The following is a 24950-nucleotide window of genomic DNA, read 5'->3' as shown; positions in this document are numbered from 1 at the left end:
ATGACCGCTAATTATCAACAAGCAGAGCTTATTGATAATAATTTATGAAACACTTAGTTTTTGAGGATTGGTAGTGATTGGCTCAAACACAGTCAGGTAATTGATTTGATGATGAGGCTAGCCTCATCGAACTCAGGTTCTTTGGGTGAATAAGAGTGAACCGAGGTTAGTTCTCGATTCTCTGGCACAGAGGCTGTACTTAACGGTAGGCTTACGCCAACGCCAACGGGTATTTGGATCGAATCCATTTGATTTTTAATTAAATGTTGAATTTTGAATAATTTTGACGATCGCATCGCCAGCACGCGCACTCATATACTTGTCTTGGTCGTATCCGAGTATCAATTCCCATGCCTGCCGAGGATACATATCGACTAGCGGTAAGGAGACATTGTGAAGCATCCATTGTCCGTGGCGTTCGTCTTCTTTGATATGCAATTCCCAGTATCCGGTGGCGGTTTCGGACAGTCCCAACCGATCGGCGGCGGCGATGTAGTCTTGATAAGTCGAGGGACCGACAATTTCAAAGTAGGTAAAACCACCGATGTAACGCAAGAAATTGCGCTTGCACTGTGTGAGCAGAAAGTTGTGATTGATGGACGCCAAAACTTCCCAAGGCACCAAATCAAGGTAAGCTTCTGGGGTCGAATCGAGGTTGAGTTCTGCCATCATTTGAGCAAAGAAGGTAGAATGCTTGCGGCTGAGGCGACCATTTCCATATTCTTCGAGCAAGACGCGGATCAATGTCGCCTGGATTTCATTGCTAGCACCACCCAACAGCTGGCATAGGCGGCTTGATTCTACCAACCCATCCAAAGAGGCGATCGCAATCAGATGGCGATAGCTTTTGAGGGTCATTTCTTGTCGTAAATACTGCTTATTTGCCGATATTGGGGGTGTTAAATCGGCATCCCCACGCGCAATTAATGCTTCTTTAATTTCATTAACTGACAAGTTTTTGAGATTGAGGTCGATCTGGGCTGATTCCCAAGCTTGCCAAGGTTTTTCAATCCGATCGCGTACCCATTGCACGTACAGCGATCGCTCGTTAGTATATTCATTTAAATCTTTGTACCAGATAAAATTAAGTCGGTTAATCCGGTACAGAATCCGCTGCAAAAACCAATTTTCGATTGCTGATGCTACACGATCGATGTACGCAACTGCCAACGCAGTCTGTAAGGCGGTTTCAAACTCTGCTGCTAAGTTTGGATCGAGCGTTACCTGTCGATCGAGATTTTCGGTAGTTAAAAGCTGACTAAATATCTGCTCTGCTTGGTGATAATCTGGCGTTGCTGTAGACAAAAAATCCGTTGATGCCTCCGTAAGAGACAAATCGGGACGCAATAAAACCATAATTTGTACGTTCTGAGTGAGAACAATGCTGAGGCGATCGCTGTAGGTAACGAAATTGCGATCTACACATTCTTAATATAATTAAGCAAGATCGCTAATTTTATCTCTCTTACGATAGACAAGTAGTGAATAAAAGGTGGTACTTCTAAAAATGTACTATTTTCCCGATCGATAGCCTTCTAGAGCCAGCGCAAATTGGTCGATCGATCTTGGGGCTGGAACTTGGGACATGCTTGGAGCTAGTCGCGACCACATTTGCCACAATAGCGGCATCCCCAGTTGGAAATTCGGCATAAATTGGAGCTGCTCGAACACGCTTAAAGTCTCACCCTCAGCGAGTAACTTGCCCTCATCCATCACCAACATCCAATCCGCCCATTCATACACAAAATCTAAATCATGGGTGGCAATTAGTAGCGTGGTGCCGAGTTGAGCGATCGAGTCTAGCTCTGTCAACAGATTTTGAGTTTGCATCGGATCGAGATAAGCCGTGGGTTCGTCTAGGAGCAATAACTCAGGCTGTAATGCCATTACTCCAGCGATACTTACCCGTTTTTTTTGACCTAAACTCAGGTGTTGAAGCGGTGACATCGCGAGAGTTTCTAAGTTAAAATCAGCGAGAGTTTTAGTTACTTTAGCAGCTACTTCTGCTGTGGGCAAACCTTGATTGCACAGCCCATAAGAAATATCTGCCGCGACAGTAGGTGCGACGAGTTGCTGTTCGGGATCTTGAAATACTAAGCCGACTCGTTGTCGCCAGCGTTTGAGTGCAGATCGATCGAATGTCAGTGGCGTATCATCGAGGATTACTGTCCCGCGATCGGGTTTGGACAATCCATCCGCGATCGCCAACATGGTAGACTTACCGCAACCATTGGCACCGATTAGTGCCGTCTTACGCTGTTTGGGCACCCGCAAGCTCAACCCCTGCAATGTCGGAGCTGTTGCCATCGGATAACTGTAATAAACATCGCGAAACTCTAGTAAATATTCAGACATAACAGCGATATAGTATTTCTCCAACTACTAGCACCACACAGCCGCCGATCGATTCTCGCGCATAACGCGGCGAATATTGATAGGTATCAGGTTGCCAAAACCGAAATTCTTGCTCGAAGCCGCGCGCTTTGACAGCGAGTGTCAACTGCTGATAACGGCTAGCCGTCCGCTGAATTAATTGTCTAATCAATAAACTCAAACTATTCATCGCCAACCGCTGCGTCCGATAACCACCCCGCGCTATTTGAGCCGTAATAATTTGCTGAGCGGTATCTGACAATAGAAAAATAAAGCGGTAAGCCAGTAGTAATAGCTCAACCAAAATCGGCGGACAGCCTAGCCGCTCACAAATAGTAGCTAACTCGATCGCCGGAATCGTCAGCACGATAAAAAACAACGCCGCCGTACTCGCCATCGAGCGAAACACCACTTCTACCGCCTGGAGCAACCCCTGACGACTCAGATAGAGGTACCCACCCCAGAGATCCATGTGCCACAAAGCATCGGCTGGCACCACTGACGAACTCACGCTCGTATAGTCAAGGATCAGAGCTGGCAAACTAGTCACCAAAAATGTCAAAACGCCCAAGAGCATCGCACCATATACTTGCGCCGGAATGCCAGCATAAACGACGATCCACACACTCATCCACCCCAAAATGACGATTTGCACCGGATAGTGAGTGACGAGGGCAAGCAGCAACACAGCGATCGCAAACCAGAGTTTTTGGGCTGGTGGTAGTTGGCGGAGCCGATTGCTATAGGCGAGTGTATCGATGTGAATATTCACTTCCGCTCGGAACGACCTTTGTAAAGTCCGATCGCATACCCGACAAATCCCGCGCCCAGTGCTGCTTGGGAGGCAAATAGGAGGCTGGCAATTTCACCACTCGCTGGTTCCATGACCGCACTAAACCAAGGCTGATAACTGGGCTGGATTTCAGTAATAGCATCTTTGGCTCGATCGTCAGCTCCGCCAAACTTACCCTCTTTGACAAATATCAAGGGCGCGATCGCAAGGATGATTACGCCACCGATCAGGAGCCAGTTTTGGGTAGTTTTACTAGGTTGATTCATAGTTGGGCTTCCTGAATTTGCATCGAATTGAGAGTCTTGAGTTCGTCAGCGTTGTAGGTTTTGAGCCAGTTCCACACTAGTACTGTCAGCAATCCCTCACTAATGGCTAGGGGTACTTGGGTAAATGCAAAAATACTCCCAAACTTTACAAACGATGCGACAAAGCCGCCAGTGGGTGAGGGGAAAGCTAGCGCAAGCTGAATTGAAGTAACGAGATAGGTAATCAGATCGCCTAATGAAGCTGCCAAAAAGATCGCCAGACTGGGATTGTGAGTCATTTTCCACACTCCCCGATAAATCCAGTATGCTGCAAATGGCCCCGCGATCGCCATCGAGCAGGCATTGGCTCCTAGTGTAGTCAAGCCACCGTGAGCTAGCAACACAGCCTGAAATAACAGTACCATCGCGCCCAAAACTGACATCACTGATGGCCCAAATAACACTGCACCCAAACCCGTACCTGTCGGATGGGAGCAGCTCCCAGTGACTGAGGGGATTTTGAGTGCTGACAAGACGAAGGTAAAAGCACCGGACATGGCTAGCAGTAGCTTGAGTTCGGGATTAATCCGCGTAATTTTGGTGAGCGATCGCAAGCCAAAGAAGAAAAAAGGAATAAAGACTAGCCACCAAAATCCTGCCCAAATTGGGGGTAAATATCCCTCCATAATGTGCATCGCATAGGCTGGGGTTGGCGATCCAATGACTAAATACGCGCTCAAGCCAACCATTGCTAGCAATCTAGCCAATTTTTCAGACAAATATTGTGTCACCTTGAACCTCGCAGATGAACGTGATGTATTTCAACCAATGGGTGTTCTGACTCAGTTAATTCAAAATTTACCAGGATCTAACTAGCAAATTATGGCACTTTGAACACATTACAGTTGCGGGACAGCGTTGGATTTCACACCAATCTTTCCCCATTGATTTCCGTGGCTAACTATTTCCAGAATCGATCGCTCTTGGGAATGGTGGCACCAACGACTGGTTACATCCTAGCACCTCAGATCCAGTGTCACTGTGAATTATTGAGAATTATAGCAACCGCCACAGTGATGAGGACATGACAACGACTGGAAGTCGTCGCTCATGGCGCAAAGTCTGCCTCCGCAGACTAAAAGGCAGAGTGTCTTATCTGTCTTGGCGATTGCTCTAGTAGCTTAAAGGTGCCATCTGCTAAATCTCCACTCTTGCAACTGTTCTACCTGCTAGTGTTGAGCCAAACGCTTCGCCCGATCGACACGTCTCGATGCACTCGTCCACAGCAGCCCAAGTATCATAAATCGCTGTCTGTCTTGTCGCGCCATACCTGGAGGGAACCTCCAGAGCGCGCGCCGCAACTATCAACTATTCAACGTGCGCCCAATTGTTGCAACTGACGAACGATTTGGGCGTGTTGACGATCGCCAGATTGGTGTTGCTTTTCATTCCGAAAATCACATTGATATAAACCCATTTGAGCATATTCTAGAGCCGAATAACTCTGGGAGCCGCCAGCGGGAGCGTGAATATCGGCACCTGCATCGATTAATAACTGGACGATCTCCCCATAGCCTGCATAAGCAGCACTGGCGATCGGTGTAAATCCTAATTTATCCTGGAGATTGACATTGGCTCCAGCGCGGATCAAGAGTTCGACAATCTGAGTATGCCCTGCGGCGGCAGCACTGCCAATTGCGGCACCGCGATCGAGATCGAGATTGACTTTGGTTGCCAATAAAGAGCGAACCCGATCGACATTGCCAGCACCCGCAGCTTGAATGAGTTGGATCGATTCTAATCCAGCGGTGGAGGCACCTGCTTGCATCAGGAGATTGAACAGCGGATAGTTTTCGGCGGCGGCTACTGCTGTCAAGACCGTATGTCCAGAGTCATCTTGGAGATCGAGGTCGGCACCAGCGGCGATCGCTGTCTCCACGCAGTCGAGGTAACCAGAACCAGCCAGAGCCGCATAGAAGATCGCCGTTTTGCCACCAACACCGCGTTGATTGACATCCGCGCCGCCAGCAATCAGCAATCGAACGACATGCTGACGATTGCTAGCAAAGAAGCTGCCCGCAGCCATCATCAGTGCCGTCATCCCCGCCGATCCCAATCCATCATCATCGCTGAGGAGATTGGGATCGGCACCAGCCGCCAACAAAATATTGACAATCGATCGATGTCCGTGATATGCCGCTGCCATCAAAGCTGTATGTCCCTGTGCGCCCAGTTCATCGACTTCGATCCCGATCTCAATGGCGCGATTCACCTCATCGACATTGCCCATTGTCGCCATTTCGATCAATTTCTCTACGGGGCGATTTTGTTGGCGAATCCGGCGTTTGTGGGTGGCTTGGAGGAGCTGTTCGCCATCGCGATCGGCACAGAGTCGAATTGCGGTATTCACCAACGGATACAGGTATTGATAAATCTCGCGCTCTTCACATTTTGCTGCCAATAAAATCGGTGTCTCCCCTCGACTCCAGACATTGACATTCGCCCCAGCCGTCACTAGCAATTGGACGACCGATCGATGTCCGTGATGGATGGCAGATAGTAACGCCGTCCAGTCATCTTGTCCGACTGGGGCATTGATATCGACGCCTCTAGGCAGGAGCATCTGAATAATTTCGACTTCACCGCGCTCTGCGGCTAAACCAAGCGCGGTAGTGGCAGTACTACCACAGTGGGGATTGGCTCCCGCAGTCAACAACTGCCCGACGAGATCGACATATCCCCGATCGATTGCCATCCCTAGCGGTGAGTATCCCAAGTTCCAATCATAGCGATCGAGACTAGCTCCAGCTTCGATCGCCTGTAGTGCTAGGTCCAGATCGCCATCGATTACGGCTGCCATTAATGAGGTATTTGTGGCATTTTCTTCATAAATGGGAGCTAGTTCTAACTCTGCTGATTTAGTCTTACTTTGTCCAAAAATATCCGTACTAGTCTGAGTGTCGGGATCGTAGTATTGACACTCATCATCATCACTCTGGGGATCGTCTCCCAGTTGACTCACTGGGAAGAGACTAGCATCGATATCCCCCAGCAAGTGCCGCTCGGAGGTGACAACCCGAGTTGAGTCGATGAGTAGTTCTGGCAAACTCAGATCGTCGAGATCGATGGCGTAGGTTTCATTATCTTCCCACGTTGCACTGGCGACAAACCGATCTTCATCAGCGATCGACTGTGCGGGTAGTGTCTCGAACCGAGCCTCGATGGCGGCAATATGGTCGAGTTGTTGCTGCGGGAAATCCGGTGGTAGCGTATCAACGGGTGTTAGTGGCGGCAAATTATCAATTACGTATGTCGCACTCTCTTCCCATTTGTCCATCGGCATCGCTAGCCGATCTGGCTCCTCGTTTGCCTCCACCATCAGTCGATCTAGATCGGGACTCAGATCGAAAGCATAAGTCTCACCAGCTTCAAATTCGATCTCTTGCTTGGGACGCTGGATCGAAGTAATCGTATTGTCACCATCAACAAACATTTCTAGTGCATCCAACGTCGCCGATCGATCGAGAGCATCATTGGCGGCAAAAACTTCATCGAGATCGAAGGTATAGGTAGCCTCAGCATCTGAGCTAAAATCTTGCCAATTGGCAACAAGTCTGTGCAAATCTGTGTTGTACTGCTCGGCTACTAGCGGCTGGGGTGCGATGGGGACAATCTGCTCTACCTCAGTGGGATTGGCAGTTGGCGGTTGATGGAGCAGCTCGATTAAATTGTCAAATGGGATCTCTTGTTGGTGCGGATCGGGACGGAGAGCATCTGGTAAAACCGATCGTTGCGATTCCGTAGCAGGGGGATTGGGGGTTAGAACTACATCGCTGGGCGACTGTGGCGGTGAATATCTGGGTGAGTGCATCCGAGCACCAGCAGCGACGAGTAGATCGACGATCTCCAAACTCCCTTGCTGACAAGCCAATGCTAATGGTGTCTGTCCGCGATCGTTGGGGCGATCGATCGCTACTCCTAGATCGATGAGGAGCTTGACTCGATTGTAGTTAACTGCGGCGATCGCGTCAAATAAGCTCTGAGTTTGGGGATCTACACTCATGATTGCTGTGTCCGAATTTGCTGGGTGAGAGGAGATATGCCTGAGGCACTGCCTATAGTTTCATCTTTCCCAAATTTCCGACCAAAATCGCTACCATCGGTACTTTGCTTTTTATCGATCGCCATTCATCTCCCCATACATCCCCTAAAACCTAAACCCAAACTCCCTCTACCCTCTTGCACTGTCTTAACCGATAATAAAAAGACTTCAGTTCTTCATGCGATCGATATGTTTGGTCAAATTCCGCTCAGTCTTGTACTCATCAATGTCGGCGGGTTGCTGGCACTCATCGGCTTTTTCGCTTATGCGATCGACGATCCGACCTTCAATCTGATTGGGTTCTTCTATGGTATCCCGCTATTTTTGGGCGGATTGGCTCTCAAATCAGCCGAACTCGAACCAGTCCCCTTTATCAAAGTCACGCAACCAAATCTCGTCAAGCTGCGTGAAGCACAAGCCACGCCCACACTCAATCAAATTCGCAAAGATGTCACCCGCTATCGATACGGACAAGAAGCGCATCTAGATGTCGCACTCGAAAAACTCGGACTAGCTCCCAGTGATGACGATCGTCCAGTGCTGACAGGTTTAGAAGAATCAGAAATTGGGGGAGCTTACGCGCTGACTTTAGGATTTTATTCGCCCTTTATGACGCTCGATGTCTGGCAAGAAAAGCATGAAAAAATCACTAAGTTCTTTGGCCCAGGGATTAAAGTCACGATCGAGCCAGATGACGAAGAAGAAGAAATTAAGGTGACATTGATTGTCGATCGCGCTCAGGAGCGAGTTACTTCTCCAGTCTAATGGCATACCATTGAAAATACTGTCCTGGCGACGGGTTTAGTTCGCAGATAGTATCTAGCAAATATCGAACGCGCTCGTCAATGCCGGTGATTTCGCGGACATCGATCGGCAAATCATCTGCAAATTTAGTGGCAATTTCTTTGAGTTTAGCAGACATTTCTGCGGAGGTAAATATCTGCTCGGGTAGATCTGTCTCCAGAAAAACATAGGCATCGTTATTGAACATTAAAGAGTCACTCATGGGAATAGTGGATGGTGAATGGTGAATGGTGAATAGATGAGGCTAAAAATCTTAATATGTATTTCAATCCTACTGTAACCATCTAATCTTTGCTTACTTCATGCTCTATTAATTACTTTTCAATACCCACCAATTAATTTATGAATCCACTGATCGCGCTTAACTATGAACCTGCGCTCGAATCACTAGGTGCTGACTACTATGATGACGTAGTTGCAGCAGAATTTCCTCAACAGATCCTGCGCTTTCGGAATGATGACTTGTTAATTCAGTTAGGAATAGAGCCGACGCAGGTGACTGACGAGCATTTTACTGAAGCCTTTGGTAAATTTACTAGTCCAGCGCATCCGTTCCTAGCCTTACGCTATCACGGTTATCAATTTGGTGAATACAATCCTAGTTTGGGCGATGGACGGGGATTTCTCTACGGACAGGTGCGGGGTGTCGATGGCGAACTCTATGATTTTGGTACCAAGGGTTCGGGACGGACACCATACTCGCGGGGTGGGGATGGGATGCTGACGCTCAAGGGTGGCGTGCGCGAGGTATTGGCGGCTGAAGCTTTACATCAGATGGGGGTGAGGACTTCCCGCTGTCTGAGTATGGTGGAGACAGGTTTGGACTTGTGGCGCGGTGATGAGCCATCCCCGACGCGTTCGGCGGTGATGGTGAGATTTAGTCGATCGCACATTCGATTTGGTACCTTCGAGCGATTGCACTATCTCAAACGTAACGATCTGATTCAGCAGTTATTAGATCATGTAATTACCTATTATTACAGTCATTTGAGTCTAGTTGCAGGGGCAGCACGTTATGCCCAATTTTACAATGAGTTAGTGCAACGAGTCGCCATATTAGTCGCCCAATGGATGGCAGTAGGTTTTTGTCATGCGGTCCTCAATACTGACAATATGTCAATTACTGGCGAAAGTTTTGACTATGGCCCTTTTGCCTTTCTACCGACTTACGATCCAGACTTTACTGCTGCCTATTTCGACCACTATGGACGTTATAGCTATGGCAACCAACCTGGAATATGTAAATTGAATTTAGAACTACTCCAGCAGCCTTTGAGTGCGATTATCGACTCCTCAGAGATGAGCGCAGGTTTAGCCAAATTTGAGGATTACTATTTTCTGGAGTACAAGAGATTGATGCTCCAAAAGCTCGGCTTTGAGGGTGAGACTACGCCAGTACGGGATGAACTCTTGGTAGCAACGCTGCAATTGCTGGCAGATACCCAGGTGGGATATCATCAATTTTTTTATCGGCTAACTCAAGCATTTCAACACCGCTGGAGACAGGAGACTAATTACTTCAAAGAGGATGAGTTCTCACCAGAGATCATTGGTAATTCTCATTATCAGCCCTGGCTACAACTCTATCGACAAGCTCTCGGCGCATTGCCTGAAACAGAGTTTGAATCAGTAGCTATCCTCATGACGCGATCGAATCCGCAGACGATTTTACTCCGTCCACAGATCGAAGCAATTTGGGACTCGGTCGCTCAATCAAATGATTGGGAGCCTTTTAATACATTACTCGCCAAGATTCGATCGGGTAGCTAGTTAACCCAAGTTGCTACCTACACTCAAAGTGGTTAAAAACACTCCTTCGAATACTTAGTCCGCGCGCGGACTTGGCAATATTAGCTGCGACTTCAGTTGCAGGCAGTCAGTAGATAGCAACTTGAGTTAGTGAGGATCTCAAAAATAATTTAATCTTAACCACAGAGCAACAGAGAAATTAGTAATGATAAGTGTAGATCGCTTTTTAAAAACCGCGCTAGTGGTAGGTGGGGGACAGGGAATTGGGTTGGGATTCGTCCGCAGATTACTCGCCGCAGATGATGTAGAGCGTGTCTATGCTACTTATCGACGCCTGGAATCAGCAACAGAGCTACTAGCGATCGCGGATTCCAGGTTGTGCTGTGTGCAGATGGATATCACTGACGAGTCACAAATCGCCGCAGTGATTCACCAGATCCAAACTGAGACAAAGGCTCTCCACTATGTCATTAACTCCGTAGGGGTTTTGCATGAAGGTCAGATGCAGCCAGAGAAAAGTTTACGGCAGATTAATAGCGAACAACTATCGCGTTATTTCCAAGTCAATTGCATCGGTGCGATGTTACTGTTCAAACAAGTACAGCCCCTGATCGCACATCAAGATCGATCGATCCTCGCTACAATTTCGGCAAAAGTTGGCAGTATTGGCGACAATCATAGCGGTGGTTGGTATGGCTATCGTGCCTCCAAAGCTGCCTTAAATATGTTTATCCGCACCACCGCGATCGAGTACAAACGCAGGTGCCCCCAAGCGATTCTGGTGGCACTTCATCCTGGTACGACGGATACGCGATTGTCGCTACCCTTTCAGCGCAATGTGCCACCTGAGCAGTTATTTTCAGTCGATCGCACTGTGGGGCAGTTATTGGCTGTGATGGCTGGATTAGAGTCTAGTGATAGTGGGGAATTCTTTTCCTGGGATGGGAGTCGTTTACCCTGGTAGATAGCTCATAGAGCTAACATCAATTGCTTAACTGAGCTAAATGATTAACTGAGTGCGATCGCTCCGTCAATCATTTTTTCAGCACAGATTATAATAATCGCCAAATGAATGGATAGCGATAAGGTTCGTTAGGGTTGTTTAGCACTGCTAAAATCCCGAAAATAGGTGGTACTAAGTGAAACAGGAAAAAGGCAATCCCAATTACCCAAGCCAGGGGAATCGTAAAAAACAGCAAAGTGAAGAAAGTACCAAGTCCGGCTGAAATAGCTCCGTATAGCCAGATATTGAAGTGATAGTTGAGTGTTTCTTTGGCAGTTGCCTTGATAACTGGGTCATCAAATAACAGCAGGATTACCAGTGGGATTGCGGAGGTAACCAGCAGTGAGCCTAAAAAAATCGAGCCATGACAGATTAACGAAAACAATTTCCGTTTGCCACTACTGCTGAGATTGCCAGTGTTAGTCATTTTAAATCCTCACAAGTAACTGAGACTAAAATCTATATATGGTAAGTCTAGCATAGCTTACAGCGGTCTGGTAGTACGTTTCTCCTGGGTGGAAATCCGTCACTTTATTACTGGAAACATTTCGATCCGATCGACTTTCATACCATAATAAGGACTTACTGCCAGCTCCCTTGTGCAGCTCACATCACTCGTACATGGCTCCAAAATCTGGTACAAACTCTCATCCCTACGGATATGAAAGATTTGTATTTACCTGCCTACTCATCGGTCAACTCTGGCTACATTTGCTCCAGGGCAAGACGTGCTGGCGAAAAATCTCCGAACATTTGTTCAAAACTGGCCCAGCATCGATGATTCCCGTACTACTGGTGAATATCTTGGCAGGAATGATTTTTACGATTCAAGCCGCCAGACAGTTAGAATCCGTGGGAGCAATTAATTCGGTTGGTGGCGTATTTGCGCTCGCCTTTTGCCGAGAACTCGCACCAATTCTGACGGCTAGTGTGATTGCGGGACAAGTTGGCTCGGCATTTGCCGCCGAGATTGGCTCGATGAAAGTCACCGAACAAATTGATGCCCTATATACACTCCGAACCGATCCGATCGATTATCTGATTTTGCCACGCGTGCTCGCCTGTTGTATGACGGTACCAACTTTAATTATTTTAGGTTTAGTCTGCGGTCTGTTGAGTGGTATTTTTGCGGCTACTCAATTCTATCAAGTGCCGCCGCTGGTATTTATGGAGTCAGTTCGCAGTTTTTTGAAAACGGCCGATCTCATCAATCTCGGGTTTAAAGGCATAGTATTTGGTGCCACGATTGGGACGATTGGTTGTGGTTGGGGGATGACGACTTATGGCGGTGTCAAGCAAGTCGGCGAGTCAGCTACCGCCGCTGTGGTCGTCTCTGGGGTTGCGATTTTTGCACTCGATCTCGCAATTTCGATCTTATTTGGCGATCTGCCGCTCGGTCAGCCGCTGTAGTTGTAGGTTGGGTTTCGCTTTGCTCTACCCAACATGCTTAAAGATTGCTGGTGCTGTAGGTTGGGTTGAGGCACGAAACCCAACCTACAGACTACTCACAGTAGTGCGAAATTGAGAGTTTCCAGATTGTAGCTAAACCAAAGAGTCATATGTTGGTGAGTGAGTGTCAATGTCTAAACAATGGTGGCAATTGAGCAGTTTGGTTATGAGCGTGTTGGTGGTAGCAGGTTGTAGCAAGAATACTTCCCAAATTACTGCAAGTAATAGTCCGAGTCCAGCATTAGCTGCGCCTCAAGATGTCTGGATGAGTCAATTCGAGCAACTAAATGGCACACCTTATCTTTATGCACCGATTTATGTAGCCGAACAAGAGCGGAAAAGTATTCTCAAACAGATTAAATCTGGTAGTTATGACAATCGCAAAGGCTATGCCGAGATCGATATTCGTAACTACATGTTCGTCCATCGAGATAACTTGTCTGCAACCAAACTATTCACTAATAATAATTCGCGAATAATCGAACTAGAGCAAATTGGCGAACCTGCGTCCGGGAAGAAATTAAGCACATCGATGAATCAATCATCGCTAAAAACTGTCAAAACATTGTGGTATCTCCGAGTTGTTGCTGATACCAATGGCGATAAACTACTAAACGAATTAGACCGCAAACAAATCGGCCTGTCTGATGCTGTTGGTGCAAATTATGCTGAAGTTATCAAGGATATCGATAAAATCTTATTAGTTTATCCCAAGGGACGCTATCAGCGGCTAGTATTTTACACTTCCGCAAATCGGCATTTTGTTGCGGATGTCGATCTGCTCAAACGGCAAGCTCGGATCGAGCAGCTTCCAGCCTTGAAATAGACAATAGCTGAGTTTTAGTCGATCGCAGTCAGTCAAGTTATAATCAGAGACTAAGCTCACGCAACCTCCCCATGTCCACCGAACTCCAAACCCAGCTTCAAACCGAACTCGAAATTGCCGTCGAACATCGACGTAATTTTGCGATTATTTCGCACCCTGACGCGGGGAAAACTACCCTGACAGAGAAACTCCTACTGTATGGGGGGGCGATTCATGAAGCGGGTGCAGTCAAAGCCAGACGCGATCAGCGCAAGGCGACATCCGACTGGATGGAGATGGAGAAACAGCGGGGAATCTCGATCACCTCGACAGTGTTGCAGTTTGAGTATCAGGGATTTCAGGTAAATCTGCTCGATACACCCGGACACCAAGATTTTAGTGAAGATACCTATCGGACACTCGCAGCGGCGGATAATGCGGTGATGCTGATCGATGCAGCCAAGGGTTTGGAACCACAGACGCGCAAGTTATTTGAAGTGTGCAAAATGCGCGAGTTACCGATTTTCACCTTTGTGAATAAACTCGATCGACCCGGGCGCGAACCGCTAGAATTGTTGGATGAGATCGAGCAAGAATTAGGCTTACAAACCTATGCGGTAAATTGGCCGATCGGTACCGGAGATCGCTTTAAGGGCGTGTTCGATCGCCATCAACGCAAAGTTCATCTGTTCGAGCGGACAGCGCATGGCAAGAAGGAAGCGACCGATACGGTGATGGATCTGGACGACCCACGCCTGAAGGAGATATTAGATCGGGAATTGTTCGAGCAACTGCATAGCGATTTAGAACTCCTCGATGGGGTAGCTTCGGATTTGGATTTGGAGCTGATCCATGCAGGTTATATGACTCCGGTATTCTTCGGCAGTGCGATGACCAATTTCGGGGTTGAGTTATTTTTACATTATTTCTTGGAATACGCTCTCAAACCTGGAAACCGTAATTCCAATATCGGATCGATCGATCCGAGTTATCCCGAGTTTTCGGGCTTTGTGTTCAAATTGCAAGCCAATATGGACCCCAAACATCGCGATCGCGTGGCGTTTATTCGAGTCTGTACTGGTAAATTTGAAAAAGATATGACTGTCAGTCACGCCCGCACGGGTAAAACCGTTAGACTATCTCGCCCCCAAAAGTTATTCGCTCAAGATCGGGAATCGATCGAGGAAGCATATCCAGGCGATGTGATCGGGCTAAATAATCCTGGTGTATTTGCGATCGGCGATACGATTTATACGGGGATGAAGAAGCTTGAATATGAAGGGATTCCCTGCTTTTCACCCGAATTATTCTCCTTCCTCCGCAATCCCAACCCCTCGAAATTCAAGCAGTTTCAAAAAGGAGTCAAGGAGCTACAAGAAGAAGGTGCAGTCCAGATTATGTATTCCGCAGATGAAGCCAAACGCGACCCAATTTTAGCAGCAGTGGGACAGTTGCAATTTGAAGTGGTGCAGTTTCGGATGAAGAATGAATATGGAGTAGAAACAACGCTCGAACCACTCGGTTATTCAGTGGCGCGGTGGGTGTTAAATGGTTGGGATGCTCTGGATAAAGTCGGGCGATTATTTAATACTTTGGTTATCAAAGATCTCTGGAATCGTCCGGTGTTATTGTTTAAGAATGAATGGAATGTCAATCAGTTACTAGAGGATCATCCTAGCCTGAAATTGAGTGCGATCGCGCCCATTACAATCGGGTCTGTATCGATCTAGAACATCTGAAATAACCTCTTTAACTATTAAGCGATTTAATATAGCGATCCTATTTGATTTATGAGAATCGAATTGGATATTTTGAACCGCAGAGACGCAGAGGGCGCAGCGATACGCGCTCGCCTTTGTTCCCCGACGGTTTAGCGAAAAGTGCGTTCTTGGGCTTTGCCCAAGTGAAGCACCTTTTCAAGACAGCGGCGTTTTTATGTCTAGGGTTCCCCCGAATAAAAAAACGACAAGACAGCGCATCAACACAGAGAAGAAAGAAAGATCTTCTCACAACTCACTTAGGATTGCTATATAATTACGCCAACCACCAAATTCAGTGATTTCGCGTTGCCCTTCACACAAAAAGGGTTCGCCCAAAACACCCAAGACCTCACTGTTATCGGCTAATTTAATTTTACCAATACATAATCCTGCTGGCTCTTGCTGTAAGATCTTGGCTAGTCCAGCTAACGGCAAAGACCAGATTTCTAGAGCGATCGATCTACCATCTGCACTTACCCTCATCATCGCTGGATGGCGATCGTCGATCGACCACAAACGGTAAATTGGTGCAGTTATAGCTTCTATGATAAATACAGCACCAACTGCTTGCAAGTTAATATTTAATTCTAATCCTTGCATCAAAGTTCCGTTAACAGCTATCTCGCAATTACCTGCCAATGTCATGGTCATCTAACATAGAGAATCAGATCTATACTCAGAGCGTAACATAAAAGCACGATCGCTGTGAGCTTATGTGAGTCATGAATCAAAGGCTGCAACAGCATATCGACAAATCATGGCATGGAGATTTCGATCGATAGTGTTCAATGAGAACATTTTCCGATCCCGCTCTGGCTACTTAATGGAATTAGACTTCTCGATCTGGGGTAAGTGAGCTGTAGAAGCTTACAATAAATTAAAGATTTCAGCTTCAGTAGTTATCGATCTATCTCCGCAAAATATAGTAGGGTCGTTTTTTTGAGGGTTGTTGGTTAGTTGTAAATCTCAAAAATATATATGAATAATAATGCGCTTGATTCTCATTTTATTGGCAGATCGGCTGCATCAGCAGAGGATCTGAGCGAAAAAAACTATGCCAATCGATCCTACCCTCACCCACTACCAAAACTAGAGGTTAAAAACGTTGCTAAGTCTTATCCTGTCCGTGGTGGTCAAACTTTAACTGCGGTAGCAGATATCAATATTAAAATCTTTCCCAGGGAATTTATTTGTCTAGTTGGGGCATCTGGGTGTGGTAAATCCACCCTACTGAATATCATCGCCGGACTCTTGCCACCTTCTACTGGCGAAATCTTGGTAGATGGGAAATCCGTGACAGGTCGCCCTGGCTCCGATCGCGGTGTAGTATTTCAAGGATACACTCTTTATCCCTGGCTGACAGTGGCTCAAAATGTGGCGTTTGGGTTGCAATTCCAGCAAATGACCAAGATCGAACAGCGAGAACAAGTGCGTTATTTCATCAATGTAGTGGGGCTAGAAAAATTTGCCAATAGCTACCCCTCACAATTATCAGGCGGGATGAAACAACGGGTGGCGATCGCCAGAGCTTTGGCAAATGAACCTGCTGTCCTCTTGATGGATGAACCCTTTGGTGCCCTCGATGCCCAAACCAAAGAACAGATGCAAGAATTTTTACTGGAACTGTGGGGGAAAACCCATGTGACGGTGCTGATGATTACCCACGATGTGGAGGAAGCGATCTATCTATCGCAACGGATCTATGTGTTGAGTTCCCATCCTGGTCGCATCAAGAGTGAGATTCCGATTTGTCTACCAGAACAGCGGACGCTAGATATCAAATTAGCTCCTGAATTTGTCGAAATCAAGCGACAGGTACTTCAGGCAATCCGGCATGTTAGCTAGTCAGATCGCTACCCCTCACTGAAAACTCCCATCATCATGACAACTAGACAGGTCTGCGATCGTTGGTTTACAACTCAACAGGTTGAGGAGGGACTATATCTCATCACGGAGCCCCATTATTACTGGTACAATCGCGCTAATTTGTGGCTGATTAAAGGTCAGGATCGGGACTTGCTGCTTGACACGGGGTTGGGCGTAGCGAGCCTCCGCCAACATATTGCCGAATTAATTGATAAACCGTTACTCGCGATCGCTTCCCACATCCATTTCGACCATGCTGGGGGGATTTATGAATTCGAGGAGCGGGCGATCCACACCGCCGAAGCGCAAGCCCTGCGGGATGGCGATGCTCATGAAGCCCTCTGTACTCAACCAGGCTGGATCGATATCGACCATTTTGAGTTGCTACCCCATAGTGGCTTTACCGTGGAGCAGTACAAGTTTCATGCTGCCGAACCCACCCAGATTTTACAAGCAGGTGATGTGCTCGATCTAGGCGATCGAGCATTGGAAGTACTCCATCTCCCCGGACATTCCGTCGGTTGTATTGCTTTGTACGACCATCGATCGCGATCGTTATTTGCTGGCGATGTGATTTACGACGGTGAATTATTAGACGAACTCCACTGTAGTGATATTCCGGCTTACTGCCAGACCTACGAACGGCTGCAAAAGTTGCCAGTAGAGATGGTGTATCCTGGTCACTATCAACAGTTTGGCACAGAAAAGTACCAACAGATCTTGGGAGAATATCTCGACCGACGACGGCAGCCAGGATGTCCGAGGGAAGTTCATAGCGAACATAACTCTTAGATCGAGATCGAGTTCAATGGTGGAAATATCCGCCCCGAAAGTCAAGCAAACTCAGAATTTCCACACCCACTATTCATTCTAGCGGAGTTAATTGTGACGATCGAATCTATCTCTATCCCTCTTTCCGAACCGATTACTCGTAAACATCGCCACCTCTCACCTTCCATATTCTGGAGTATCCGGCAGGGATTCCCGAAGAGACTGTCGGTATTGCTAGTGGTCATGTCTTTGACCGTGCCGTTGACAGTTTGGACGATCGTCAGCTCCTTACAAATCATTCCACCGATCTTTTTGCCGACCCCCACGGCAGTACTGGCAGCGGGATTCACAATGTTTACCGAAAATAATCTCGGCGAGGATCTGCTCTCTAGCTGTAGTCGAGTCCTGGCTGGTTTTGTATTTGCAGCAGTAATTGGGGTACCCGTGGGTCTGGCGATAGGCACTTTTCACAGCATGGATAGCTTACTTTCGCCGATCGTGGGAACGGTACGTTACATGCCCATTACTGGATTTGTGCCATTGATTATTATTTGGGTGGGATTGGGAGAACCATCGAAAATTTTAATTATCTCGTTAGGGGTGGTGCTATACAACATCATCATGGTGGCTGATGCTGTTAAATTTATTCCCAATGAAATGATTAATGTAGCTTACACTATGGGTGCTAGTCGCTGGGATGTACTGTCGAAGGTGATCGTCCCTGCTACTTTTCCCAGTGTCTTAGATACATTACGTGTTAATATTTCAGGAGCTTGGAATTTTGTAGTGATTGCTGAATTATTAGCTGCCCAAAGTGGCTTGGGATTCAAAATCATCCAAGCTCAACGATTTTTGCAAACAGACAAAGTACTGTTTTGTATCATGTTGATTGGAGCGATTGGATTGGCGATCGACTATGGATTGAAGTGGGTTGCGCGATTGATGACTCCATGGGCAGACCGAGTCCGTCATTAGGTGTCAGATATTATTCATTTTCGTTGCTTCAAATATATATTGTCTCAATGCTAAAACTATCTGCTTGGCTGCGTTGGATTTTCTTGTCTTTTATTGCATTCACTCTCGCTGTCGCCTGTACGCAGCAGCCAAATAATCCGCCTCCGAATGCTACCTCATCACCATCTTCATCTCAGCCTTTAGTATCGGCAACCAATAATTGGGTAGGTTATTCTGGACATCATGTGGCAGTCAAAAAGGGCTTTTTCGCTCAAGAAGGATTGAAAATTCAAGACTTATTTTTTCAAAGTAATTCTGAACAAGTTACTGCTGTATTGGCTGGGAAGGTCGATATTGCCTGGTTGACATCTGGTGATGCGATTCAGATGATTGCTAAAGATCCATCATTCAAAATGATTTACTTGGTGGATTATTCCAATGGAGGTGATGGCGTTATCGGTCGTAATATCACTTCCCCCCAGGATGCCAAGGGCAAAACAATTGCCCGTGAAAATGTTTTGTTTGAGCGAGTATTGCTCCAAGCCTATTTGCAAAAGGCTGGTTTGACTGAGAGTGATGTGAAAATCAAGGATATGTCGGCAGCGGAAGCAGCGACGGCTTTTGCATCGAAGCAAGTTGATTTAGCTGTAACCTATGAGCCTTATATGACTAAAGCTGCTGCTCAGGGCGGTGGTAAAGTCGTATTTTCCACTAAAGGTACCAACTTAATCGCCGATGTGGTTGCCGTCAAAGCAGAACTGCTAAAAACGCGCCAAACAGATCTCCAGGCTTATTTTCGAGCTGTCGATAAATCCGTTAAGTTGCTCAATGCTGGCGATCCGGAAGCCTTGAAGATTTCTGGTGATAAATTGGGCGTATCTGCGGCTGAGGTGAAGGAGCAACTAACTGCGGTTAAACTATTTGATGTTGAGGCTAATAAGACGATTGCTTTTAATAAGAGTAACCCTAATAGCTTGATTGGCAATCTAGATCTAACCTCTAAAGCTGCTGTGGAGTTCAAGATTGTGCCTCAGCCACTGCAAGTTGAATCACTCTATGATGATTCGATCGTTAAATCTTTATAGGTAATTAATGCTTGCGCTGAATTTAGGATGGCAGCGGCAATTCATCTGCCGCTGCCATTGATTTTGTCAACTACTAGTGCTAACTATTGAGGATCGATCGATGTCTGACCCCCTGACCCCAGAAATTCAAGCTTTGCAGACATCTCTGGCAGCCCAAGGCGTTAAATACGCTTTAGCGAGTTTTGCAGATATTCATGGCATGTGTAAGGCCAAATCAGTACCCCTATCCCATCTAGGACAGATGATGGCGGGGTCGGAACTATTTACAGGTGCTGCTTTAGATGGTGTGCCTCAAGCAGTGAGCGACGACGAAGTGGCGGCACATCCCGATCCCACTTCGCTGACAATATTGCCCTGGAAATCAGACGTAGCATGGTTTGCTAGTGACTTGTACTTGGGGGATAAACCCTTTGCTGCTTGTAGTCGCGGAATTCTCAAGCGGGTCTTGGCGGAAGCCGCGACGATGGGTTTTACGTTTAACCTGGGGATTGAAACAGAGTTTTTTCTGCTGCGGGAAACAGCGGACGGGCAGGTAATACCAGTGAGCGATCGCGATACGCTGGCGAAGCCCTGTTACGATCTGCAAGGTTTGTTAGATAACTACGAATGGGTGACTGAAATTGTCGAAGCCATGAATCAGATGGGCTGGGATGTGTATTCCTTCGATCATGAAGATGGCAATGGTCAATTTGAGACTGATTTTGCCTACTGTGATGCGCTTAAAATGGCCGATCGATTGGTATTTTTTCGGTTAATGGTCAAGGAGATTGCCCGTAAGCACGGTTTCTTCGCAACGTTCATGCCCAAGCCGTTTGCTAATATGACGGGTAGTGGTGCCCATTTCAATATGTCCTTAGCAGATATCCACACCGGAGAAAATCTGTTTGACGATCCCAGCGATATCAGGGGGTGTAAGCTCTCAACTCTGGGCTACCAGTTTATCGCCGGAGTATTGAAACATGCTCCGGCGATCTGTGCGACGATCGCCCCAACGGTGAATAGTTACAAGCGGTTGGTTGCCAGAGGCAGTATGTCGGGATTTACCTGGGCACCTGTATATGTCTGTTATGGCAACAATAATCGCACTAATATGTTGCGAATTCCGATGGCTGGTGGTCGAGTAGAGTGTCGAGCCGCAGATATTTCTTGCAATCCTTATCTGGGGGCGGCAATGCTATTGGCGGCAGGTTTGGAGGGGATTCGGTCAGGTCTAGATCCAGGCGAGCCGCATACTGAAAATATGTACAACTATTCGATGGCTGAGTTGGCGGAGATGAAAATCTCGTTTCTGCCCCGCACATTGGGTGATGCGATCGCGGCTTTTGCCGCCGATCCACTTAGCGAGCAAGTAATGGGATCGTTGATGTACAAGAGCTATGTCGATTTTAAAACTCAGGAATGGCAAGAATATCACAGTCATGTTTCAGATTGGGAAATTAAGCGTTATCTCAAGTTCTTCTGATGTCTCGATCCGCTCCCGCAGTCACGGTGAGCAATCGATCGGATGTAGTGACCCAGCCGATCGCGCCATTCTCCGCTAATAGTACATCGATCGCCGCTTGATGCTCGATCGCCCTCATCGCGGCACAACAGTCTGACAGGAGCAAGCAGTAAAACCCCAGATCGCTAGCTTGGCGGTAGCTGGCTAGTACACAGCACTCTGTCGTCACACCAACGAATAGGAGATGGGTAATCTGTTGCTGATGTAAGGTATCGGCGAGATCGGTACCGATAAAGATTGATTGAGCGGGTTTATCAATTTGCAGCTCATCATTAGTTGGCTGTAGTTCCTCGATTAACGCTGTGCCTAATTCGCCTTGGATTAAGAACTTACCCATTTGCCCCAATCGACCGATCGGATGTCCAGCATTAGCATAGCGCAGTGCTTTACTAGGCGAAACATCAGCTAGATCTGGTAAATGGCTTTCCCGCGTATACACGATCGACAGTTGCTGCTGTCTTGCCCAAGCGATAACTCGTTGGATGCAGGGGATAATCGCCCGAACACTGCTGAGATCTGCGCCTAATTCACTACCAAAAAATCCCTGTGGATGACAAAAAACATTTTGCATATCGACCACAATTAAAGCCGTATGCGCTAGCTGAAGTGGGAATGAGTGTCGATCTGTTGGTACCTGAATTACTGGCTCGGTATGAATAGGCATTTCGGTTATCCGCTAAGATCGGTTGGCTCAGAAATAAAATTATATAGTAGTTTTTGATTGCACTTGTGCTAATTTAGATCGCGAATAAGTATTAGAGGATACTGTTATTTGCCTATCTAAAATTATTCGATCGACTAGTTCACTTTTTGAATTCGATCTGCTATGATTCATGCAAGGTGACTAGACAAAGTTGCCAGAATTATCAAAATACAAGTCAGGATCGTTTCTAGGGTTCCGATCGAGCATTATCGATGACTGGTCCGAGAGAAGCAGCCGATTGGGTGTGGAGACACACTACTAATTCGGTCACACGGCGGGATAAAAGCCCGGGAGAACCACTTCAGCTTTGCTGTGGAACTCCGTGGCTATTGGTATCTTCCCCATCTGTGACCTCATTACACACCCAATCTAGAGGACTTGCGATGAATACTACTCTAGCTCCACATCCCGATATCGACCCCAGCTTGGTACTAGTCGATGAAAAGCTACCAGGCGGCGACTACTGGCACGGCATTATCAAACGGGGCAACACACTTCGCATTACTGACTTAGCTGGCTCTCATGGCGTAGCTTTGGTTTGCTACAACGCTGACAATCCGATCGAACGGCTGAATGTCGCCGACACAGCCAAAATCCAGTTCAATGCCTTCCTCAAACAAGGGATGGTGATGTATTCGGATATGGGCAGAATATTATGCTCCATTACTACCGATACATCTGGCTGTCATGACTTAATCTGCGGGTGCAGCAATAAAATAAGTAACGAGGTAAATTATGGCGATGGAGATTTTAGAAATTCTCGCAATAACTTCCTCAAAGCTCTAGGTAAACGGGGATTAACCCGCAAAGATTTGATGCCAAATGTCAATCTTTTCAGTCGGGTGGCTGTATCACCTGACGGGTATTTGCAATACGATCGCACCTGTGAGCAAGCCGGTAGTTATATCGATTTACGGGCTGAGATGAATGTCCTCGCGATCGTGTCAAATTGTCCCCATGTTTTGCATCCGAGTACTGAATACAAGCCGCAGCCGATTCAATTAACGATCTGGAAATCGCCAGCACCGACGGCTGATGATGTTTGTCGGACTGCTAATCCTGAAGTCGTGCGGGGATTTATCAATACCGATACGTTATTTGCCCAGGATTAATCGATTTTTAATTAATCCAAGTTATTTGAATTGTTGCGTAGATCTTTACCCCACCCCAGCCCTCCCCTGATCAAGGGGTGGGAGCAAGATAAGAAAAGCCCCCCTTTATAAGGGGGGTGGGGGGGTAAAGATCTACGCAGTAAAGAAAGAAATCGATCCCACATCCATTAACATCATCAACCCAAAAACTAAACATGATTTCTACAATTTCCAATCCCACACTCGATCCGGCTAATGCTATTTATGATGAAGAAATTCCAGCCCGTCAACCTTGGTCGCGAGTAGTCAAATCTGGTCAGACTCTGCGTATTATCGATCTCCAAGGCAATCAAGCAGTCGATACCCTATTTTATAATGCCCACGATCCATCCGAGCGATACAGTGCGCCCGATACGATCGTCCGTCAAGGCAATATCTTTATCACCACTGGCACCAAGATTATTTCCAATGAAGGGAATGTGATGATGACGGTTATCAATGATACCTGTGGTCGTCACGATACTGTCGGCGGTGCGTGCAGTATGGAAAGTAATTCCGTCCGCTATGGATTGCACAAAAAACATCTCCACGCCTGTGTGGAAAACTACTTACTAGAATTGAGTAAGTATGAAATGAATAAGCGGGATTTGGTGAGTAATATTAACTTTTATATGAATGTGCCTGTCAGTGCCGATGGTAGTTTAGAAATAGTTGATGGTATTTCTGAAGCAGGGAAAATTGTCGAGCTACAAGCGGAGATGGATGTGATGGTATTGATTTCCAATTGCCCCCAGGTAAATAATCCCTGTAATGCTTATAATCCTACTCCAATTCGATTAGTAATTTGGGATAAACAATAACAGGTAAACTTTGGCTCGTTATAGTTTGGCTCTGAACATGAGTCAACTTGGAATGATGTCTTGCCATAACTCGGCGGTAATAAATCTCGACAGATGCCCCAGATTTGTTGTCGCAATTACAAGATCTGGAATTTCAAGAGTCATGGCTTGAGCCACCAAAATCATATCGGCATCGATGGTTTTGTCTCCTGCTGTCGGTTGACCTTGCTGGCGAGCTTGTGCCCAAAGTTTTGCAGCTTGGCGCATTGCCGTCGTTGTAATGGGCCTGCATCCAATATGATGACTCGGTTCACCAAGTTATCCCCTTCTTCTCTATCGGGAACAATTTACGATCGGAGAGACGATCCTCATCTAATGCACGAATTAAGTATGCTCCTGTCTCTTGCTGTTCTTCTTCACTATCTTCATCGTCGATCCAAGACTGAAGCAGGTTAACGGCCTCAATTTGCTTTTGCTTGAGCATAATCGAGCTTGTCAAAAGTTGCAGGGTCACAGACTCGATCGACAGCCCTCGCTGTTTTGCTTCCTGTAATAGATATTGCTCTATTTCAATTGGGAGATCCAGGGTTAGCGTCATAAGTCTTGTGGGGAATATGTCCTATATTTTAACGTAATCATTAATTGGAGCGAAGAAATTATCATGGCACAACATTTTGGATCGAGATCGAACTTTCATCGAGTTTCGATCGCACTTAGCCCTGTGCAGCAATACTTGTGGATGTTGGGTTTCGTGTCTCTACCCAACCTACGACTACTACAACTAATAACTATGGTTGAACACAATTGGATAGTTTGCCAAGTGTCGATCCATAATTGTGCGCTGGTTACGGTGAAACTTTGCGTCGGGTAAACCAGAATAGAGAAAGTGAATATAATTCCGAACCAAACCCATTCCCGCACAGCCCAAAGTTGGAATATTTTCGATATCTTCGAAAGTAGGCTCGCGGATTGGCCTATCATCGCACCAGATATTGCCAGCAGAAATCCGCGTTGAAAATTCAGATGGAATTGTGACATCAACGGGGGAACCAAGATG

At 46.7% G+C, this 24950-nt stretch carries 24 protein-coding genes, 1 pseudogene and 2 riboswitches; of the genes and pseudogenes, 13 read left to right on the top strand and 12 right to left on the bottom strand.

Going from position 1 to position 24950, the window contains the following annotated elements:
- Nucleotides 1–255: 255 nt before the first annotated feature.
- From ACEW9I_RS15360 to ACEW9I_RS15335, 6 genes are all read right to left on the bottom strand, one after another.
- Nucleotides 256–1356 carry an iron-containing redox enzyme family protein gene (locus tag ACEW9I_RS15360; RefSeq protein ID WP_373541202.1) on the bottom strand — a complete coding sequence of 367 codons (1101 nt, stop codon included), beginning with the start codon at nucleotides 1354–1356 and terminating at the stop codon, nucleotides 256–258.
- A 156-nt stretch (nucleotides 1357–1512) separates the two neighbouring features.
- Nucleotides 1513–2355, bottom strand: a complete 843-nt coding sequence (locus ACEW9I_RS15355) for an energy-coupling factor ABC transporter ATP-binding protein (RefSeq protein ID WP_373541201.1) — start codon at nucleotides 2353–2355, stop codon at nucleotides 1513–1515.
- Complete coding sequence (gene cbiQ, locus ACEW9I_RS15350) at nucleotides 2348–3145, bottom strand: cobalt ECF transporter T component CbiQ (protein ID WP_373541200.1); 798 nt, start codon at nucleotides 3143–3145, stop codon at nucleotides 2348–2350. Before cbiQ ends, ACEW9I_RS15355 begins: the two co-directional genes overlap by 8 nt.
- Nucleotides 3142–3432, bottom strand: coding sequence for an energy-coupling factor ABC transporter substrate-binding protein (locus tag ACEW9I_RS15345; RefSeq protein ID WP_373541199.1), 291 nt, complete (start codon nucleotides 3430–3432; stop codon nucleotides 3142–3144). Before ACEW9I_RS15345 ends, cbiQ begins: the two co-directional genes overlap by 4 nt.
- Nucleotides 3429–4160 (bottom strand): energy-coupling factor ABC transporter permease, encoded by a 732-nt coding sequence (locus ACEW9I_RS15340; RefSeq protein ID WP_373541205.1) that lies wholly within the window; start codon nucleotides 4158–4160, stop codon nucleotides 3429–3431. Before ACEW9I_RS15340 ends, ACEW9I_RS15345 begins: the two co-directional genes overlap by 4 nt.
- A gap of 60 nt (nucleotides 4161–4220) precedes the next feature.
- Nucleotides 4221–4404, bottom strand: a riboswitch (cobalamin riboswitch).
- Between the two features lie 379 nt (nucleotides 4405–4783).
- A complete protein-coding gene (locus tag ACEW9I_RS15335; RefSeq protein ID WP_373541198.1) occupies nucleotides 4784–7474 on the bottom strand; it encodes an ankyrin repeat domain-containing protein in 2691 nt (896 codons plus the stop codon).
- Between the two features lie 228 nt (nucleotides 7475–7702).
- On the opposite strand from ACEW9I_RS15335, the gene ACEW9I_RS15330 reads away from it, so the two are divergent.
- Nucleotides 7703–8278: a DUF2854 domain-containing protein gene (locus tag ACEW9I_RS15330; RefSeq protein ID WP_373541197.1), complete on the top strand. Its 576-nt coding sequence runs from the start codon at nucleotides 7703–7705 to the stop codon at nucleotides 8276–8278.
- On the opposite strand, the gene ACEW9I_RS15325 is transcribed toward ACEW9I_RS15330, so the two are convergent.
- A complete protein-coding gene (locus ACEW9I_RS15325; RefSeq protein WP_373541196.1) occupies nucleotides 8262–8519 on the bottom strand; it encodes a chlororespiratory reduction protein 7 in 258 nt (85 codons plus the stop codon). The two genes, ACEW9I_RS15330 and ACEW9I_RS15325, sit on opposite strands and share 17 nt — an antisense overlap.
- Nucleotides 8520–8659: 140 nt before the next feature.
- On the opposite strand from ACEW9I_RS15325, the gene ACEW9I_RS15320 reads away from it, so the two are divergent.
- Nucleotides 8660–10087 (top strand): YdiU family protein, encoded by a 1428-nt coding sequence (locus ACEW9I_RS15320; protein ID WP_373541195.1) that lies wholly within the window; start codon nucleotides 8660–8662, stop codon nucleotides 10085–10087.
- A gap of 184 nt (nucleotides 10088–10271) precedes the next feature.
- On the top strand, nucleotides 10272–11030 hold the full coding sequence (locus tag ACEW9I_RS15315) for an SDR family NAD(P)-dependent oxidoreductase (RefSeq protein WP_373541194.1): 759 nt from the start codon (nucleotides 10272–10274) through the stop codon (nucleotides 11028–11030).
- Between the two features lie 88 nt (nucleotides 11031–11118).
- Here ACEW9I_RS15315 and ACEW9I_RS15310 read toward each other — a convergent pair whose 3' ends face one another.
- Nucleotides 11119–11496 carry a DUF4870 domain-containing protein gene (locus tag ACEW9I_RS15310; protein WP_373541193.1) on the bottom strand — a complete coding sequence of 126 codons (378 nt, stop codon included), beginning with the start codon at nucleotides 11494–11496 and terminating at the stop codon, nucleotides 11119–11121.
- Between the two features lie 194 nt (nucleotides 11497–11690).
- On the opposite strand from ACEW9I_RS15310, the gene ACEW9I_RS15305 reads away from it, so the two are divergent.
- The 3 genes from ACEW9I_RS15305 to prfC all read left to right on the top strand — a co-directional run bounded on the left by ACEW9I_RS15305 (nucleotide 11691) and on the right by prfC (nucleotide 15053).
- Nucleotides 11691–12479, top strand: coding sequence for an MlaE family lipid ABC transporter permease subunit (locus tag ACEW9I_RS15305; RefSeq protein ID WP_373541192.1), 789 nt, complete (start codon nucleotides 11691–11693; stop codon nucleotides 12477–12479).
- A gap of 169 nt (nucleotides 12480–12648) precedes the next feature.
- Nucleotides 12649–13344 carry a hypothetical protein gene (locus ACEW9I_RS15300; protein WP_373541191.1) on the top strand — a complete coding sequence of 232 codons (696 nt, stop codon included), beginning with the start codon at nucleotides 12649–12651 and terminating at the stop codon, nucleotides 13342–13344.
- 71 nt (nucleotides 13345–13415) lie between these two features.
- Nucleotides 13416–15053 (top strand): peptide chain release factor 3, encoded by a 1638-nt coding sequence (gene prfC / locus ACEW9I_RS15295; protein ID WP_373541190.1) that lies wholly within the window; start codon nucleotides 13416–13418, stop codon nucleotides 15051–15053.
- Between the two features lie 276 nt (nucleotides 15054–15329).
- Here prfC and ACEW9I_RS15290 read toward each other — a convergent pair whose 3' ends face one another.
- Entirely contained in the window at nucleotides 15330–15728 is a 399-nt protein-coding gene (locus tag ACEW9I_RS15290) for a glutamyl-tRNA amidotransferase (RefSeq protein WP_373541204.1), read from the bottom strand.
- A gap of 333 nt (nucleotides 15729–16061) precedes the next feature.
- Here ACEW9I_RS15290 and ACEW9I_RS15285 point away from each other — a divergent pair, with 333 nt between their 5' ends.
- The 5 genes from ACEW9I_RS15285 to glnT all read left to right on the top strand — a co-directional run bounded on the left by ACEW9I_RS15285 (nucleotide 16062) and on the right by glnT (nucleotide 21221).
- Nucleotides 16062–16928: an ABC transporter ATP-binding protein gene (locus ACEW9I_RS15285; RefSeq protein ID WP_373541189.1), complete on the top strand. Its 867-nt coding sequence runs from the start codon at nucleotides 16062–16064 to the stop codon at nucleotides 16926–16928.
- A 36-nt stretch (nucleotides 16929–16964) separates the two neighbouring features.
- Nucleotides 16965–17741, top strand: a complete 777-nt coding sequence (locus ACEW9I_RS15280) for an MBL fold metallo-hydrolase (RefSeq protein ID WP_373541188.1) — start codon at nucleotides 16965–16967, stop codon at nucleotides 17739–17741.
- 93 nt (nucleotides 17742–17834) lie between these two features.
- On the top strand, nucleotides 17835–18695 hold the full coding sequence (locus ACEW9I_RS15275; protein ID WP_373541187.1) for an ABC transporter permease: 861 nt from the start codon (nucleotides 17835–17837) through the stop codon (nucleotides 18693–18695).
- 47 nt (nucleotides 18696–18742) lie between these two features.
- On the top strand, nucleotides 18743–19759 hold the full coding sequence (locus ACEW9I_RS15270) for an ABC transporter substrate-binding protein (RefSeq protein WP_373541186.1): 1017 nt from the start codon (nucleotides 18743–18745) through the stop codon (nucleotides 19757–19759).
- 100 nt (nucleotides 19760–19859) lie between these two features.
- On the top strand, nucleotides 19860–21221 hold the full coding sequence (glnT, locus tag ACEW9I_RS15265) for a type III glutamate--ammonia ligase (protein WP_373541185.1): 1362 nt from the start codon (nucleotides 19860–19862) through the stop codon (nucleotides 21219–21221).
- Here glnT and ACEW9I_RS15260 read toward each other — a convergent pair.
- On the bottom strand, nucleotides 21208–21924 hold the full coding sequence (locus tag ACEW9I_RS15260; protein ID WP_373541184.1) for a cysteine hydrolase family protein: 717 nt from the start codon (nucleotides 21922–21924) through the stop codon (nucleotides 21208–21210). The genes glnT and ACEW9I_RS15260 overlap by 14 nt on opposite strands.
- A 215-nt stretch (nucleotides 21925–22139) precedes the next feature.
- Nucleotides 22140–22259, top strand: a riboswitch (guanidine-I (ykkC/yxkD leader).
- Nucleotides 22260–22346: 87 nt separating this feature from the next.
- On the opposite strand from ACEW9I_RS15260, the gene ACEW9I_RS15255 reads away from it, so the two are divergent.
- Together ACEW9I_RS15255 and ACEW9I_RS15250 are read left to right on the top strand one after the other, a co-directional pair.
- Nucleotides 22347–23075, top strand: a complete 729-nt coding sequence (locus ACEW9I_RS15255; protein WP_373541183.1) for an urea amidolyase associated protein UAAP1 — start codon at nucleotides 22347–22349, stop codon at nucleotides 23073–23075.
- A gap of 194 nt (nucleotides 23076–23269) precedes the next feature.
- Nucleotides 23270–23914 carry an urea amidolyase associated protein UAAP2 gene (locus ACEW9I_RS15250; RefSeq protein WP_373541182.1) on the top strand — a complete coding sequence of 215 codons (645 nt, stop codon included), beginning with the start codon at nucleotides 23270–23272 and terminating at the stop codon, nucleotides 23912–23914.
- 42 nt (nucleotides 23915–23956) lie between these two features.
- Here the strand turns inward: ACEW9I_RS15250 and ACEW9I_RS15245 are convergent.
- Together ACEW9I_RS15245 and ACEW9I_RS15240 are read right to left on the bottom strand one after the other, a co-directional pair.
- Nucleotides 23957–24178, bottom strand: a pseudogene (locus ACEW9I_RS15245) (nuclease); the annotation flags it as partial.
- Between the two features lie 25 nt (nucleotides 24179–24203).
- Nucleotides 24204–24491: a hypothetical protein gene (locus ACEW9I_RS15240; RefSeq protein WP_373541181.1), complete on the bottom strand. Its 288-nt coding sequence runs from the start codon at nucleotides 24489–24491 to the stop codon at nucleotides 24204–24206.
- Nucleotides 24492–24950: the final 459 nt, after the last annotated feature.

Origin of the sequence: Chamaesiphon sp. (genome assembly GCF_041738855.1) — a bacterium.
Lineage (GTDB): Bacteria > Cyanobacteriota > Cyanobacteriia > Cyanobacteriales > Chamaesiphonaceae > Chamaesiphon.
Note: the sequence above shows the minus strand (reverse complement) of the source record. Positions and strands in the feature narration are given on the sequence as shown.